Genomic DNA, 14,575 nt, shown 5'->3' on the forward strand with positions numbered 1-14,575 from the left:
TTTGTTTTAAAACCTCGCTTGATCGAGTTGGAGGGGAACAATCCGTATGCAATCATTTCTCTCTACCTGCAGTAGTTCAGCAGTTTCTTTACTGACAATGCAGGAATTCTGGTGTTGATTAACAATCACCTGGCTAATTGTTGCACGAAAATCGAGTCGGGTATTGGCTAAAATAAATCGTTTGCTGCTGACTTCATCAATAATATTTTTAACGGTCATGACCTGACTTGCAGCAACGCTATGAATTTTTTCTCGAGGCGCTTCAAGCGTTGGACCAGCATCAAAGATGTCCACATAATTATTATAACGAAACCCTTCATGCATTAGGATATTCATTGCGGGAACGGTTGATTGATGTGGCTTGCCAATGACTGCCTGGGCTGCAGGATCGATTAATTTTACATAGACTGGATTTCTTGGCATGAGATCAGCAATGAATTGTTTGTTGGTTGATATAGTCAGTCTATCTGCTTCTGCAAAAGACATATGAAAAAAATGACGACCTACTGCATCCCAGAAAGGAGAATGCCCTGCTTCGTCTGAAATACCACGCATTTCAGCAATGACTGTGGAAGTAAAACGAAAAGGGTAGTGGGCCATAAATAAAAAACGGGCGCGTGAAAGTAATAAACCATTGCTGCTGTGGCGGTAATCAGGATCTAGAAAAAGTGTGCAAGTTTCACTGCATCCTTGGTTATCATTAACCAGACTTAATACTTCATAGTCCGTACGAATATCCAGAGAATGGCATACGCGAGTACGTTTTGATAATTTGTAAGAGTAAAAAGGATTGTCGTGGCCAGTAAACGCTTCAAGGGCTGATGTTCCTACGACTTGATGGGTTGACGGGTCTTCCAGCACAAATAAATAGTATTCATTATCAGGATGACTGACTGCCCTGGAGAAAGAAGTCGTTGACCATTCCAGTCGTTTACTTAATAAGCCCATATCATTTGGTAATGTGGTTAATCCAATGCCACTATGTTTAGCCAAATGATAAATGGCCGGTAAATCAGTATTTTTTGCGCTGCGAAATAACATCATTGTCATCACGCCTTATTTAAATGTTTTGTTTTCCTGTCAGTTCTTCAAGTCCACCCTGTGCCAGGTCAACAAGTAATAAAGCACTTAATGTAGCGCGCTCCACAAGACTGTCAAGCAATATGTATTCGTTAGTGCTATGGATATGTCCGCCCCGCACCCCTAAGGTATCAATAACAGGCAAGCCATGACGTGCGAGATTGTTGCCATCACAGCAACCACCACTGTCCTGCCAGTCAATAACTAAGTTGAGTTCTTTGCCAACATGCTGAATTCGTTTAAACAAGCGTTCAGTTGCAGAAGTGACCCGTTTAACGGGTCTGCCGAAATGGCCATGGATTGTTAGTGAATAATCGTCCTGCTGTAATTTATTAATAATTTGATCCAGTTGATCACGAATCCATTGTTCGTCTTCTGGCTGACTAATGCGTATATCCAGTTTGGCAACGGCTTTATCCGGAACTACATTTAACGCTTCTCCTCCAGCAATTTTACCAATGTTAATGGTTACACCTTCTTTTTTGCCATTCAAGGCATGGATGGCAGTAATTGCATCAGCCAGATAACAAATAGCGTTTCGTCCTTCGTGAAATGCTCGACCTGCATGGGCAGCTTTGCCAGTGGCGATGAGCGTTAATTTACCACTGCCTTTGCGGTTTTTTGCCAATAGGCCATCTGCGGTCATAGCAGGTTCATAGACGAGCGCTGCTTGATAATTTGGCGCCATTTCATCAAGTAGAATGCTAGAGGCTGCTGAACCAGTTTCTTCATCAGCATTAATAATAACATCCCAGCCCAATTTATCTGCAAATGGTGTTTTTTCGAAGGCACCCAAAGCATGTAACATAACAACGAGCCCACCTTTCATATCGGCTACTCCAGGGCCATTCAAATGGTTTTCATTGATATAGGTTAACGCTTGAAAAGAATGCTGTGCGTTATACACTGTATCCATATGGCCGCTTAAAAGGATGCGTCGTTTCAGGTCAGGCCGTTTTTGTATGTAAAGAGCATTGCCAAAAACGCTTGTGGTTGTTTCACCAGCCATGTTAATGGTGGTCATGGGAGGCATGCGTCGTGATTGGATTTCATCTGCTATAGGAATATACGCAGAATGCAACGCTTGATGCATTGTTTTTAATCCTGCAAGATTATCAGTGCCTGAGTTAATTTCACAAAATTGATGTAATTGTGCGACCATCATTTGCTGACTGGCCTGCAATGAGTGAATGAGTTCAGGTAATGAGTTGAGCATCTTGATAACTCGCTTGCGAAGAATAAGACCTTATCTCAAATTATATGCCTTCGCAAGTCAGAAGGAAGCGATCAGGGAAAAATCATGGACTAAGCAGGAAGAGGCGTTTAAGAGAAGATTATCCCTAAGACCACGGCGCGTTGTTCACTTAATAACACATTGAACGTGCGACAAGCGGCTCCTATTGACATGCATTCCAAGCCAATTCGTCGTTTTGATAAGTATTGGTGGACGGATATAGAAGCCTGCAGACCTACCTTATTATGGCCAATAATAATAACCTCGGGATTAAGTTCAAGCATAGGTGCTAGAAGCGTTTCATTTAATTCCTGCACTGAATGGATCTGCCACTGCGCAATAAGCGTTTTACGGCTTATGATCACGCTACGCTCATACAGTGTATTGTTAATTTTAATTTCTGATTCGGAATACGATTGGATCGTATGCAGATCGACTTGTTCACGGGTGATGTGCATGGTTTTTCATGGCTCAATAATTTATACTGCAATCTAAGAGCTTGTTCATTAGTTCGCTAAAAATAGAGCAATGGATGTTATTGGCGAGCATTGCAGTACAGTCAATGAATTAACAAGCTCCAAATCATACGGTGTATGTTAACATTGTCAGGATAATTGCAAAAGCGTTGATTGTATTTGATGCCAGATAAACTGTAGGTTCTGTGTGTAGAGCTTGGGGCATTTGTTAAAACAGAGGTTATAATCATGAGTCAATTTCCACGAATTAAGCGCCTTCCTCCTTATGTGTTCAATACACTGAATCAATTAAAAATGGAAGCACGGGCGCGTGGAGAAGACATTATTGATTTTGGCATGGGTAATCCTGACCAGCCTACTCCACCACATATTGTTGATAAGCTTATAGAAACGGTTAAACGTCCGGATACACATCGATATTCTATGTCTAAGGGGATTCCTCGTCTGCGACGTGCAATGGCGGCTTGGTATCAAAAAAATTATCAAGTCACACTTAATAGTGAAACACAGATTTTAGCAACCATCGGTTCAAAAGAGGGATTGGCACATCTTGCCTTAGCCATTTCAGGACCTGGAGATACCATTCTTGTTCCGGATCCTGCTTATCCAATCCACACGTATGGGTTTGTGATTGCAGGAGCAAACATCAAACAAATTCCTTTAAAGGAAGAAACCCAGTTTTTGCAAGCAATTGAACAAGCAATTGAACAAAGTTGGCCTAAACCCAAAGCGTTGGTTTTAAATTTTCCAGCCAATCCAAGTACTCATTGTGTTGATTATCCATTTTTTGAGAAAGTGATTGCATTGGCCAAACAATATAAAATATGGGTGATCCATGATTTGGCCTATGCCGACATTGTGTTTGATGGCTATAAAGCGCCTTCTATTCTTCAGGTTCCAGGAGCGATTGATGTTGCTATTGAAACGTATTCACTGTCCAAATCATATAATATGCCAGGATGGCGAGTTGGATTTGCTTGCGGTAATGATGAACTGGTTGGCGCATTGACGCGAATTAAATCTTATCTTGATTATGGAACGTTTACCCCTATTCAAGTGGCTGCCATTTCTGCGTTAGAAGGTCCTGATGATTGTGTCCATGAGATTCGCGCCATGTATGAAAAACGCCGCAATGTTTTATGTGATGGTTTGCAAGACATTGGCTGGATGGTTGAGCGGCCGAAGGCAACGATGTTTGTATGGGCTCCTATTCCTGCTTTTTATCGCCATCTCGGTTCGGTGGAGTTCAGTAAATATTTGCTAAAAGAAGCACAAGTTGCAGTTTCTCCGGGTATTGGTTTTGGCCAGCAAGGTGATGGTTTTGTTCGGTTTGGTCTAATAGAAAATACTCAACGCATCCGTCAAGCCATCCGGAATCTGAAATTAATGTTCAGACGAGACGGATTTATGCAGGCTGTATGATATGGATGTTATTATTAATGCGCAACACACTGTGGTTCCTGAACCTAGCATACGTTTGACAGAACACGGCCATTTTTATCATCATCTTTTGTCTTGCTTAAATTATTCTGATAAATACCCCCCGGTTGCGGATTTATTAGGGCGTTACTATGGGCTAGAAGGGCGCTGGCTTGTTGTTTCGCCTGTTCATTGGGAGGCGACACATAATGATGCCATGATGATTGCAACGTCTCATGAACTTCATTTATCTGAGGAAGAGTCTCGGCAGTGGTTTTCAGCGTTTGCTGAATTTTCAGCTGAAGAACGTATGCAAGCTTACTATTGTGATGCACACACTTGGCTGCTTCGCTATGATGATAAGCCTGAAATTATAGCAAAGCCTGCACATAGCTTGCTGCATCAATCTTTATTGCCTCATTTGCAAGCGCTGGATGAAACGTTTTATTGGCAGCGATTTATTACTGAAAGCCAAATGTTTTTTAATACTCATCCTTTAAATGACAAACGTCCGGATTGCTCAATTAATGGGTTGTGGCTATGGGGCAGTGGTCGGTTAAATACGTCAGTTTGTATTCCCGTGATTTGCGGCGATTCTTATTTGATTGAGATAGCAAACCATCTTTCGTCTGACGTCAGACTTTATCAACCCTCACAATCCCTTCCTAAAAATGCCATCTTACTTATTGATTGTCTTGATGCAAACGAATTGCATCATTTACAAGTGCAGCTATGTCACACTACCGTGCATTGGTATTGGAATAATGGTGTCTATTGTACACGGCCAAAAAAATGGTTATCACGTTTATGGGGTTCGATTAGTTATGCAAATTAAACGGCGCATCATCCCAACCACATTGCCTTCTTTATCCGTTGCTCATCCCATTTTGCAGCGCATTTATGCGGCAAGAGGCGTGCTGAACGATTCGCAGTTGGATAAACGATTGCAGAGGTTATTGCCCTTTCATACATTGATGGACATTGAAAAAGCAACACGGCGTTTGGAGCAAGCGCTTCATGCTCAACAGAAAATATTAATTGTGGGAGATTTTGATGCCGATGGCGCAACATCCAGTGCATTAGCCGTCACGGCGTTGCGCGCCATGGGAGCAAGGCATGTTGAATTTTTAGTTCCAAATCGATTTGAATATGGTTATGGGTTAACGCCAGCCATTATTGATGTTGCAAAAAAATGGCAGCCGAAGCTCATTATTACGGTTGATAATGGCATTGCTAGTATAGAAGGTGTTGCGGCGGCTAATGAAGCGGGTATTGATGTATTGATTACAGACCATCATTTACCAGCAGAAATATTACCTGCCGCGTGCGCAATTGTTAATCCCAATCAGGCAGGCGATCATTTTCCGAGTAAATCGATTGCTGGGGTTGGTGTGATTTTTTATGTGATGCTCGCTTTACGCCGCCGGTTAAGCGATAACGGTTGGTTTAAATCAAACGATCTGACCGAACCGAATATGGCACAATTTCTTGATTTAGTTGCCTTAGGAACCATTGCAGATGTTGTAGCACTTGATCAGAATAATCGGATTTTAGTTGAGCAAGGTATTTCCCGCATTCGTCAGGGCGTATGCCGTCCTGGCATCAAAGCATTGATTGAGATTTCAGGCCGACGTTGTGAAACAATCGGTGAAGGTGATTTGGGGTATGCTATTGCACCACGATTAAATGCCGCAGGCAGGCTTGATGATATGTCTTTAGGCATCAATTGTTTGCTATGTGATACGATGGAGCAAGCACGTGTTTTTGCTCGTCATTTGGATGAATTAAACATCGAGCGGCGTAAAATTGAATTGGAAATGAAAGAACAGGCAACCCTTGCTTTGAATAAACTGGCCTTTCAAGTTGATGAAAAAGCGATGCAATTACCGGTGGTTTTGTGTTTGTATGACGAATCTTGGCACCAAGGTGTTATTGGTGTTTTGGCGGGTCGCTTAAAAGAGCGTTACCATCGTCCAGTCATTGCCTTTGCCAAGGTCAGTGATGATGAACTTAAAGGATCGGCACGTTCTGTATCAGGGTTAAACATTCGAGATATCCTTGCGGCGGTGGATAAAAATAGTCCTGGAATGATTGATAAATTTGGCGGCCATGCGATGGCTGCTGGAGTCAGCTTGCATCCACAGGTTTTCTTGTCCTTTCAACAAGCGCTTACTGCTGAGGTCAGTAAACATATGGATGTGTCACAATGTCAAAATGAGATTTGGAGTGATGGGCCATTGATGGCTACGGATCTCAATAGGGAAGTGGCAACTCTCCTCAAATTAGCAGGTCCGTGGGGACAACAATTTCCTGAACCAATTTTTGATAATGTTTTTGAAATTCTAGAACAACGTCTTGTCGGAGAACGGCATTTGAAATTAACATTAATGCATGAACAAAAAAGCGAACCTGTGGATGCCATCGCTTTTAATATTGATCTAAAAGCATGGCCAAATCATCGTGCTCGCTATATTCATGCTGCTTATAAGTTAGATCTTAATGATTATGGCGGTAGAACTCGAGTGCAATTAATTGTGCTTGCAATGCAAACGTATGCCTCATTAAATAGGGAGTAATAAACATTATGTTCGCAACAACACCGAATGATAAAACTTGCGATCTGATATTATTTGGTGCGAAAGGCGATCTGACTTGTCGCAAATTATTACCCGCACTTTATCAATTGGAAAAAGCAGGATTACTTCCGAATGTGACCCGCATCATTGGTATTGCAAGAGATGACATAGAGGAGGCTGCTTATTGCCAATTTGTTGAAATTCATTTGCATAAATTTTTAAAAGAGAAGATGGATGTTGATGTGTGGAATCGATTGCAGAAAAAACTGCATTATCTGCAAATGGATTTAACCAATGCATCCGATTATGCCAAGCTAAAGACGGTGACTCAGCCGGATACAAAAGTCGTCATCAGTTATTTTGCAACGCCTCCTTCTTTATTTGGATCAATAAGCCAAGGGTTGGCCGAGGTGGGGCTTACTCAAGAGCCCGCTAGAGTCGTTCTTGAAAAGCCGATAGGTCAGGATTTGTTGTCATCCAAACGCATTAATGATGAAGTGGCTCGGTATTTTAAAGAAAGCCAGATTTATCGAATTGATCATTATCTTGGTAAGGAAACGGTACTTAATTTACTTGCGTTGCGTTTTGCCAATGCCATTTTTGCCTCTAATTGGGACAGGACCATGATTGATCATGTGCAGATTTCTGTTGCTGAGGAAGTTGGTGTTGAAGGTCGCTGGTCTTATTACGATGAAGCAGGCCAAATGCGTGATATGGTACAAAATCATTTGTTGCAAATTTTATCATTAATTGCCATGGAACCCCCCGCTAATTTGGATGCAGACAGTATTCGCGATGAGAAACTGAAGGTTTTAAAAGCATTGCGTCCGATTGATATGGGAAATGTCGGTGAGAAAACCGTTCGTGGGCAATATACGCAAGGCTTTATCGGTGGGCAAGCGGTTCCGGGTTATCTTGAGGAACCAGGCGCACGACCAAACAGCCAAACGGAAACGTTTGTGGCCATTAAAATTGATATTGATAATTGGCGTTGGGCTGGTGTTCCTTTTTATTTGCGCACTGGTAAACGAATGCCGAAAAAATCAAGCGAAGTGGTGATTTGTTTTAGGCCGCAATTGCATAATATTTTTCATCAGACCTACCGACAATTGCCACCTAACCGATTGATCATTCGTTTACAGCCTGATGAAGGGGTAGAAGTTGAGATCATGAACAAAATTCCCGGCTTGGGTGAAACAATGCGTTTACAACAAACCAAACTGGATTTAAGTTTTGATAAAACCTTTAAGTCTCAACGGATTGCAGATGCGTATGAACGTTTATTGCTAGAGGCTTTATTAGGCAATCAGTATTTATTTGTTCGCCGTGATGAGGTAGAGCAAGCTTGGAAATGGGTTGACGGTATTATTGATGCATGGCGCAATCATCATGAGCCTCCACGAGCTTATCAAGCTGGTACGTGGGGGCCTATCGCCGCTATTTCTTTGTTGGCGCGCGATGGTCGTAACTGGGACGAATAAAATGCGATTACATTCATTTGATCATGTTCAGACATTAAATCAATATTTTTCAGAGCAATTGGCCATGATTTTGACCCAAGCCATTGCGCAACGTGGTCATGCCTATCTAGTAGTCTCTGGAGGACGTACCCCTGTTGCTTTATTTGATTTACTGGCTCAAACGCCAATTAATTGGGCACAAGTGACGATCACTTTGGCAGATGAGCGACAGTTGCCACCAACGGCACAAGACAGTAATGAACGAATGGTCAGAACGCATTTATTACAAGGATTTGCATCGCAGGCAACGTTTATTGGTTTATGCCAGAACAATGACGAAGCGGCTATCAACGCAGCGATAGCTGCTTTACCAACCTTTGATGCGGTTATTCTAGGCATGGGTGAAGATGGTCATACGGCTTCGTTATTTCCCTGTAGTCCCGAAATTCATCTTGGCTTGGCTGATGATACAAAACAGGCCATTGTTAATATTACTCCAGTTTCAGCACCTTATCAGCGAATATCATTAACCAGAAAACGATTATTAAATAGTCGGACTGTATTTTTACATTTGGTTGGCGAGAAAAAATTAATGGTTTTTAATCGCGCCATGGCCGAGCAGGATTTTTTCGCGATGCCAATTCGTGCTTTCTTGCATGATCCACAGGTGGATATTCAGGTGATGTATGCACCGTAGTTTAAGTCTTCCTAACTCCCGGACCTGTTTGCGGAAACTAGTCGTGGCAACGAGGTAGTCGTCATTATGAACCAAGTAATAAAAGAGGTGACAGAACGAATCATTGAGCGTAGTGCATACAGCCGAAGCATCTACCTTGAACGTTTGGAAAAGGCCTGTTTATCGAAGCCACATCGTACAGTTTTGCACTGTGGTAATTTAGCGCACGGTTTTGCCGCTTGTAGTCAAAAAGACAAGGCAGCGCTACGTGGCGAAAGTAGAGCCAATATTGCAATTGTATCCGCCTACAACGACATGCTATCGGCTCACCAGCCTTATCAAGATTATCCAGAACAATTGAAGCAATCCATAGAAGATGCTGGAGGCATCGCACAATTTGCTGGTGGAGTACCTGCAATGTGTGATGGCATCACTCAAGGCCAAGCTGGCATGGAATTAAGTTTGATGAGTCGTGATGTTATTGCCATGTCTGCTGCAATCGCATTATCCCATAATATGTTTGATGGTGGGTTAATGCTGGGAATATGCGATAAAATTGTCCCAGGACTATTGATAGCAGCGCTTTCTTTTGGTCATTTACCGTTTATTTTTGTACCAGCGGGACCTATGCCATCCGGCATTTCAAATTTAGAAAAAGCACGCATTCGCCAGTTATATGCACAAAGGAAAGTTGATAAAAAAGCACTTCTTGATGCCGAAGCTGCTTCTTATCATACATCTGGCACGTGTACTTTTTATGGTACTGCTAATTCAAACCAGCTGCTGATGGAAATGATGGGCTTGCAGTTGCCTGGGTCGTCTTTCATAAATCCAAATACTGCTTTACGCCATGAGTTAACAAAGGCAGCTGCACAGCAGATCATCCAACTGACTCATCTTGGTGACCATTATCTTCCAATTGGTAAGCTCGTTGATGCTAAAACGCTAGTAAATGGCATGGTTGGATTATTAGCTACTGGAGGTTCAACCAATCATACGATGCACTTGGTTGCTATTGCACGTGCTGCTGGTTTTATCATTAATTGGGATGATTTTTCCGATTTGTCGGTGGCTATTCCATTAGTTACGCGCATTTATCCTAATGGTCAAGCTGATATTAATCATTTTCAACGTGCGGGGGGGATGGCTTATTTAATTCGCACCTTGTTGGAAGCGAATTTATTACATGAACAAGTGAATACCATTGCAGGATTTGGTTTACACCATTATCTGAAACAACCTGTGTTGCAGGAAGATACCTTGCTTTGGGTGGATGGTCCTCAAGTTTCTGGCGACAGGGATGTTCTAAGACCCGTTTCTGCGCCATTTAAAAAGCACGGAGGGTTATGCGTACTGAAAGGTAATTTGGGACGAGCTGTCATCAAAACATCTTCCTTGCGAGATGATTTAGAAAAAATACAGGCGCCTGCTGTGGTATTTTCCAGCCAGCATGATTTGGAAGCGGCGTTTAGAACAGGCGCGTTGGATAAAGACTGCGTGGTGGTGGTTCGTTTTCAGGGACCTAAAGCCTGTGGTATGCCAGAATTGCATAAACTAACACCAATGCTTGCTGTCTTGCAGGAACGTGGTTTTCGCGTGGGACTTATAACGGATGGGCGAATGTCTGGGGCTTCAGGCAAAATACCCGCTGCCATTCATGTTACCCCAGAAGCGGTTGAGGATGGTTTGATAGCTTATGTACAAACGGGTGATGTTATTTTAATGGATTGGACACGAGGTATTTTGCAATGGCTTATTTCTGAGCAGGAATTGACGCAGCGTAAGGCAGTCAGACCGGATTTGTCAGATTATTATCATGGGATGGGACGCGAATTGTTCGGTCATATGCGCCAACAATTAAGTGGGGCAGAGCAGGGGGCGTGCAGTTTATTTGCTGAGAAACAATATTATGAATAGACAGCCAGACGATGCAATTGCCATTGTTGCAGATATTGGTGGGACAAATGCTCGTTTTGCTTGTGTTAATACGCGTCGTTTTATCATTAAGAACGTCGTGACCTATCGTTGTGCTGATTTTGTAAATTTTGCCGAAGCTTTTCTCACTTATCAGCAACAGCAAGGTTTAATGACAGTAAAACAGGCGGCAATTGCCGTGGCTTGCCCTGTGCATGATGATTGGATTCGTATGACCAATCTAGATTGGCAATTTTCGATTAACGAGATGAAGCGGCATCTTGGTTTGCATCATCTGATGATTATGAATGATTTTGCTGCCGTGGCCATGAGTTTGATGCAACTGCCGCCTGAAGAAAAGATTCAGATAGGAGAAGGCGGGATTAAAAATAAAAAGCCTGTCGTGTTTTTAGGGCCTGGTACTGGCTTAGGTCTTGCTTATCTTATCCCTCATGAAGATCGTTATTTGCCTTTTCCAAGTGAAGGTGGCCATATGGGGTGGAAAGCTCAGACAGAGCAAGAATGGTTTATTCATCGATTCTTAACACGTCAGCATGGCCATGTTTCTGTAGAGCGTGTTTTGTCAGGGGCAGGGCTAGAAAGTCTCTATTTAGCACTTGCTGATTATAAGAAACAAGTCGCAGAACCACGATCTGCTTCTGACATTACAGCTTTGGCATTGACGGGTGAATCATCATTGGCAGTTGATGCCGTAAACCAATTTTTTGCAAGTCTTGGAAGTTTTGCGGGTGATCTAGCTTTAAATCTCAATGCGTTTGGCGGCGTTTATATTGCTGGTGGTATTGTGCCGAAATTATTGCCTTTGCTTCTGCAAAGCAAGTTCCGTGCTCGATTTGAAGAAAAAGGGCGGTTTCATTTATTTAACCGTCAAATTGCAACGTATGTGATTACTACAGAGCAACCAGGTTTATTGGGCGCAGCAGTATATCTAAAACAAAATGGAATGGAAAAAGTGCATGATGTCTTATAATTGGCAACAATTACCTGAGGCTTTATTTGATGATAGTCCATTGATTCCTGTGATAGTGATTCATGAGTTGGAACACGCCATACCCATGGCAAAAGCAATACTTGCTGCAGGTATTCGTATCTTGGAAGTGACTTTACGAACACCGGTTGCTTTGCAGGCAATCCATCTATTACATCAGGAAGTCCCTGAGGCAATGATTGGCGCAGGTACGATTCTTAATCATCACCAATTACAGCAAGCGATTAAAGCCGGTGCCGGCTTTGCCATTAGTCCAGGATTTACCCCCACTTTATTGCAAGCAGGCCAAGAATCCGGTATTCCTTTTATTCCAGGAGTGAGTAGTGTTTCTGAAATAATGATGGGTATGGAATATGGTTATAAACATTTTAAGTTTTTCCCGGCTGAGGCAGTTGGGGGTACAAAAGCTCTGAAATCGATTGCTGGTCCTTTACCAGATGTGCGCTTCTGTGCTACTGGAGGTATTCACGCACAAAATTTTCTAGATTATTTGGCTTTGCCGAATGTTGCGTGTGTGGGTGGGTCTTGGGTCATTCCAAATGAAGCAGTCATCAAAAAAGATTGGCAGCAGATAACGGATTTATGTTTAGCAGCGATAAAAAGCGTTTTTGAATATAAGTCCTAAGACTAACCTCAGCTTGATTTAATCCTCTTTTCTTTAGATAAGTGCACAGAACCTAGGAGAGTTGGTGGGCAGGGGTGTCGCTAGGTTCGGATTCTTCGGGTTTGCCTGTTGGTACTGGAGGATGTGCCAAACGATCTTTCAGAGAAGACTGAGGGGGTTGAACTTGACTTGGCATAACAAATGACTCTCCTTTTTTAATTTCTGCTCCTTCTGGGCCTGGATAATAAAGTTTTCCATCTCTAGCAACGGCTATAACTTGACCGTCTTTTTTTAATTGAACACCATCTAATTTCTGATTTTGAGCTTGCTCCAGAAAAAAATCGATGGCACTCTGTAACGAAGAAAATTTAAACGTTGCAGATTTTTGACCATCTTTAGCTTCTTGGATTCTAGGCGGTTCATGACCTGAAGAATATTTGCCGCTGGAGAGGAATTTTTTATTATAATTTTTGATTATATCATCAAAATGCTCTGCTTTCGCTTTGGCCTCAACGTGAGCAATTGGTAACGGATAGGATGTGGCAGCAGAAGTGTGTCTAAAAGCAGGTACATGTTCTGCCCCTTTTTGAGGAGACACAGCAGGAGCACGAACTGTAGCAGGGGGTCTTTTAGTATCAGCAGGGGTGGAAGTCGGTGCAACTTCTTCATCTTCTTTATCTGCTATCGGGTCTTTATTAAAAAGACCCCGCTCTCCACCTCCAAGATTAAAAGTTGTGGCTAAAGGATTCTGCAATAAACCACCTATGCCATTTCTTGCACCTCCGATTGCTCCATTAATAGCACCATATGCAGCTAAAGGAATTCCCAGAGCTACAACGGCTACAAATCCCAGAAAGGACTCCCTGCCCTGAGCTTTCTCTTTATATGTGGACTGGCTTATCTTTCAAATTGATGTTTTATTTTTAGAGCTGAATTGGCATTGAACTCCATAGCTCAATGTGATTATTCATATTGAGGTAAGATAATCGCATTCGAAACTGATTTTAACATGGCTAGGATTCTGTTCGAGCGTTCTTCTGCAATTTTCTTGGAAACTGCATCTTCTACAAGAAATGATTTGCTCACCCAAACACCAAATTCCTGATTAGCATCAACAAAGGAGCGTAGTAGTGCATTATAACGAGTAAACGCCTGCATATAATTTCCATTAGCAGCTTTTAATTCTCCCGCTAGGATATATGCGCCAACGAATGCCAAATTATTACCTTGGCCAGATAACGGAGAAGGACAATAACCTGCATCGCCGACAAGCGCTATTCGACCTTTGGTCCAACTATTCATTTTTACTTGCATAATAGCATCAAAATAAAAATCATCGCTTTCTGGCATTCGATTTAAAATATTTTTTGTTTCCCAGCCAAAATCGCGAAAAGTATCACACAGGAATTTTTTTTGCTGATGCTCATCACGAATATCCTTCAGGATATGCTGAGAGCGAAACATAAATCCAGCTCTTGCTATTTCAGGGTTGTTATCGCTATTGATTGATACCAATTTATGATTAGCTTCACATTCCAGATCTATGTGACTCAAGCTAAGATAATTTGGAATGGTAAATGTACTAAGATACGAACCAAGATGAATTAATTGATATTCATTTTTATCAAAAATCATGCGCCTTGTAGCAGAGTGAATGCCATCTGCAGCGATCACTATGTCATAATTTTCAACCTTGCCATCCTTGAAATTGACTATAATGTTATCAGTATTCTGCTGTATGCTAGTAATGGATTGATTGAAATAACAAGGTACATCAGCAATTGTTTTCATCAGGATCTCAACCAAATCACCACGGAGAATTTCGACTTCGTCATCTTGCCTGAACCCAAATTTCTCACCATGTTCTTCATGTAGAACCTTGCCCGCCGCATCTACAAAACGACCGTACTTTATTCGCGTGCGCATCTCACATATTTGATCATAGATACCCATTTCTCTAGCGATATGAGTTGCTATGCCACGGACATCCAGTGCCTGACCGCCTTTTCTAATAGCAGCAGATTTTTCAATTAAGATAGGAGAAAAACCAAATTTTCTTAACCAATAACAAATTGCAGGACCAGCTATACCAGCGCCAATGACGAGGATTTTGATGTTTTTAGACAT

General features: G+C 42.1%; 13 protein-coding genes. 8 read left to right on the forward strand and 5 right to left on the reverse strand.

All coding sequences use genetic code 11. From position 1 onward, the window contains the following. Window positions 1-6 precede the first annotated feature (6 nt). From E1O52_RS06170 to E1O52_RS06180, 3 genes are all read right to left on the reverse strand, one after another. Window positions 7-1,044 (reverse strand): arginine N-succinyltransferase, encoded by a 1,038-nt coding sequence (locus E1O52_RS06170; RefSeq protein WP_133127833.1) that lies wholly within the window; start codon window positions 1,042-1,044, stop codon window positions 7-9. Window positions 1,045-1,060: 16 nt separating this feature from the next. Then, entirely contained in the window at window positions 1,061-2,296 is a 1,236-nt protein-coding gene (locus E1O52_RS06175) for a hydrolase (RefSeq protein WP_133127834.1), read from the reverse strand. A 107-nt stretch (window positions 2,297-2,403) separates the two neighbouring features. Further along, on the reverse strand, window positions 2,404-2,772 hold the full coding sequence (locus E1O52_RS06180; protein ID WP_133127835.1) for an Mth938-like domain-containing protein: 369 nt from the start codon (window positions 2,770-2,772) through the stop codon (window positions 2,404-2,406). Between the two features lie 246 nt (window positions 2,773-3,018). On the opposite strand from E1O52_RS06180, the gene alaC reads away from it, so the two are divergent. From alaC to E1O52_RS06220, 8 genes are all read left to right on the forward strand, one after another. Continuing rightward, window positions 3,019-4,212, forward strand: a complete 1,194-nt coding sequence (alaC, locus tag E1O52_RS06185; protein ID WP_133127836.1) for an alanine transaminase — start codon at window positions 3,019-3,021, stop codon at window positions 4,210-4,212. A gap of 1 nt (window position 4,213) precedes the next feature. Continuing rightward, window positions 4,214-5,044, forward strand: a complete 831-nt coding sequence (locus tag E1O52_RS06190; RefSeq protein WP_133127837.1) for a hypothetical protein — start codon at window positions 4,214-4,216, stop codon at window positions 5,042-5,044. Next, window positions 5,034-6,785 (forward strand): single-stranded-DNA-specific exonuclease RecJ, encoded by a 1,752-nt coding sequence (gene recJ / locus E1O52_RS06195; protein WP_133127838.1) that lies wholly within the window; start codon window positions 5,034-5,036, stop codon window positions 6,783-6,785. The genes E1O52_RS06190 and recJ overlap by 11 nt, the downstream gene beginning before the upstream one ends. 8 nt (window positions 6,786-6,793) lie before the next feature. Then, window positions 6,794-8,266 (forward strand): glucose-6-phosphate dehydrogenase, encoded by a 1,473-nt coding sequence (gene zwf, locus E1O52_RS06200; protein ID WP_133127839.1) that lies wholly within the window; start codon window positions 6,794-6,796, stop codon window positions 8,264-8,266. 1 nt (window position 8,267) lies between these two features. Then, window positions 8,268-8,942 carry a 6-phosphogluconolactonase gene (gene pgl / locus E1O52_RS06205; protein ID WP_133127840.1) on the forward strand — a complete coding sequence of 225 codons (675 nt, stop codon included), beginning with the start codon at window positions 8,268-8,270 and terminating at the stop codon, window positions 8,940-8,942. Window positions 8,943-9,008: 66 nt separating this feature from the next. After that, window positions 9,009-10,838: a phosphogluconate dehydratase gene (gene edd, locus E1O52_RS06210; protein ID WP_133127841.1), complete on the forward strand. Its 1,830-nt coding sequence runs from the start codon at window positions 9,009-9,011 to the stop codon at window positions 10,836-10,838. After that, complete coding sequence (gene glk, locus E1O52_RS06215; protein WP_133127842.1) at window positions 10,831-11,826, forward strand: glucokinase; 996 nt, start codon at window positions 10,831-10,833, stop codon at window positions 11,824-11,826. The genes edd and glk overlap by 8 nt, the downstream gene beginning before the upstream one ends. Beyond that, window positions 11,816-12,469, forward strand: coding sequence for a bifunctional 4-hydroxy-2-oxoglutarate aldolase/2-dehydro-3-deoxy-phosphogluconate aldolase (locus E1O52_RS06220; protein ID WP_133127900.1), 654 nt, complete (start codon window positions 11,816-11,818; stop codon window positions 12,467-12,469). Before glk ends, E1O52_RS06220 begins: the two co-directional genes overlap by 11 nt. A gap of 52 nt (window positions 12,470-12,521) precedes the next feature. Here E1O52_RS06220 and E1O52_RS06225 read toward each other — a convergent pair whose 3' ends face one another. Together E1O52_RS06225 and E1O52_RS06230 are read right to left on the reverse strand one after the other, a co-directional pair. Beyond that, entirely contained in the window at window positions 12,522-13,202 is a 681-nt protein-coding gene (locus E1O52_RS06225; RefSeq protein WP_133127843.1) for a hypothetical protein, read from the reverse strand. 209 nt (window positions 13,203-13,411) lie between these two features. Further along, complete coding sequence (locus tag E1O52_RS06230; RefSeq protein WP_133127844.1) at window positions 13,412-14,575, reverse strand: tetracycline destructase; 1,164 nt, start codon at window positions 14,573-14,575, stop codon at window positions 13,412-13,414.

The sequence above is a fragment of the Legionella nagasakiensis genome (assembly GCF_900639915.1).
In the GTDB taxonomy this organism is placed as follows: domain Bacteria; phylum Pseudomonadota; class Gammaproteobacteria; order Legionellales; family Legionellaceae; genus Legionella_A; species Legionella_A nagasakiensis.

Excerpts from the sequence above, each read along its gene's own strand:
- E1O52_RS06170 (WP_133127833.1), bottom strand. The coding sequence starts at position 1,044 with ATGATGTTATTTCGCAGCGCAAAAAATACTGATTTACCGGCCATTTAT.
- E1O52_RS06175 (WP_133127834.1), bottom strand. The coding sequence starts at position 2,296 with ATGCTCAACTCATTACCTGAACTCATTCACTCATTGCAGGCCAGTCAG.
- E1O52_RS06180 (WP_133127835.1), bottom strand. The coding sequence starts at position 2,772 with ATGCACATCACCCGTGAACAAGTCGATCTGCATACGATCCAATCGTAT.
- alaC (WP_133127836.1), top strand. The coding sequence starts at position 3,019 with ATGAGTCAATTTCCACGAATTAAGCGCCTTCCTCCTTATGTGTTCAAT.
- E1O52_RS06190 (WP_133127837.1), top strand. The coding sequence starts at position 4,214 with ATGGATGTTATTATTAATGCGCAACACACTGTGGTTCCTGAACCTAGC.
- recJ (WP_133127838.1), top strand. The coding sequence starts at position 5,034 with ATGCAAATTAAACGGCGCATCATCCCAACCACATTGCCTTCTTTATCC.
- zwf (WP_133127839.1), top strand. The coding sequence starts at position 6,794 with ATGTTCGCAACAACACCGAATGATAAAACTTGCGATCTGATATTATTT.
- pgl (WP_133127840.1), top strand. The coding sequence starts at position 8,268 with ATGCGATTACATTCATTTGATCATGTTCAGACATTAAATCAATATTTT.
- edd (WP_133127841.1), top strand. The coding sequence starts at position 9,009 with ATGAACCAAGTAATAAAAGAGGTGACAGAACGAATCATTGAGCGTAGT.
- glk (WP_133127842.1), top strand. The coding sequence starts at position 10,831 with ATGAATAGACAGCCAGACGATGCAATTGCCATTGTTGCAGATATTGGT.
- E1O52_RS06220 (WP_133127900.1), top strand. The coding sequence starts at position 11,816 with ATGTCTTATAATTGGCAACAATTACCTGAGGCTTTATTTGATGATAGT.
- E1O52_RS06230 (WP_133127844.1), bottom strand. The coding sequence starts at position 14,575 with ATGTCTAAAAACATCAAAATCCTCGTCATTGGCGCTGGTATAGCTGGT.